This window comes from Skermanella stibiiresistens SB22, assembly GCF_000576635.1.
Lineage (GTDB): Bacteria > Pseudomonadota > Alphaproteobacteria > Azospirillales > Azospirillaceae > Skermanella > Skermanella stibiiresistens.
Genome location: NZ_AVFL01000158.1, coordinates 1 through 262 on the forward strand (window position 1 = coordinate 1; position 262 = coordinate 262).

Sequence of the window (262 nt, forward strand, 5' to 3'; positions counted from 1 at the left end):
GGCTCGTTCGTCGTAGTGCCAGGGGTCCTCTCGATCCCCTCTCCTGGAGAACGGCATGCGCAAACTCATCGTTTCCCTCTTCACCAGCCTGGACGGCGTGGTGCAGGCCCCCGGTGGGCCGAATGAAGACCCGTCCGGCGGCTTCCGGCTGGGCGGCTGGACCGTGCCCTATGCCAACGACGCCATCGGCAGGCACGTGCGCGACCTGATGGCGGCGCCGTTCGAACTGCTGCTGGGCCGGCGCACCTACGACATCTTCGCG

Annotated in this window: 1 protein-coding gene; it reads left to right on the plus strand. The window is 67.9% G+C overall.

Annotation, left to right across the window (positions count from 1 at the left end; genetic code table 11):
* Positions 1-55: 55 nt before the first annotated feature.
* Positions 56-262, plus strand: a 207-nt coding sequence (locus N825_RS35890) for a dihydrofolate reductase family protein (RefSeq protein ID WP_037462618.1), incomplete at its 3' end; no start/stop codon positions are given.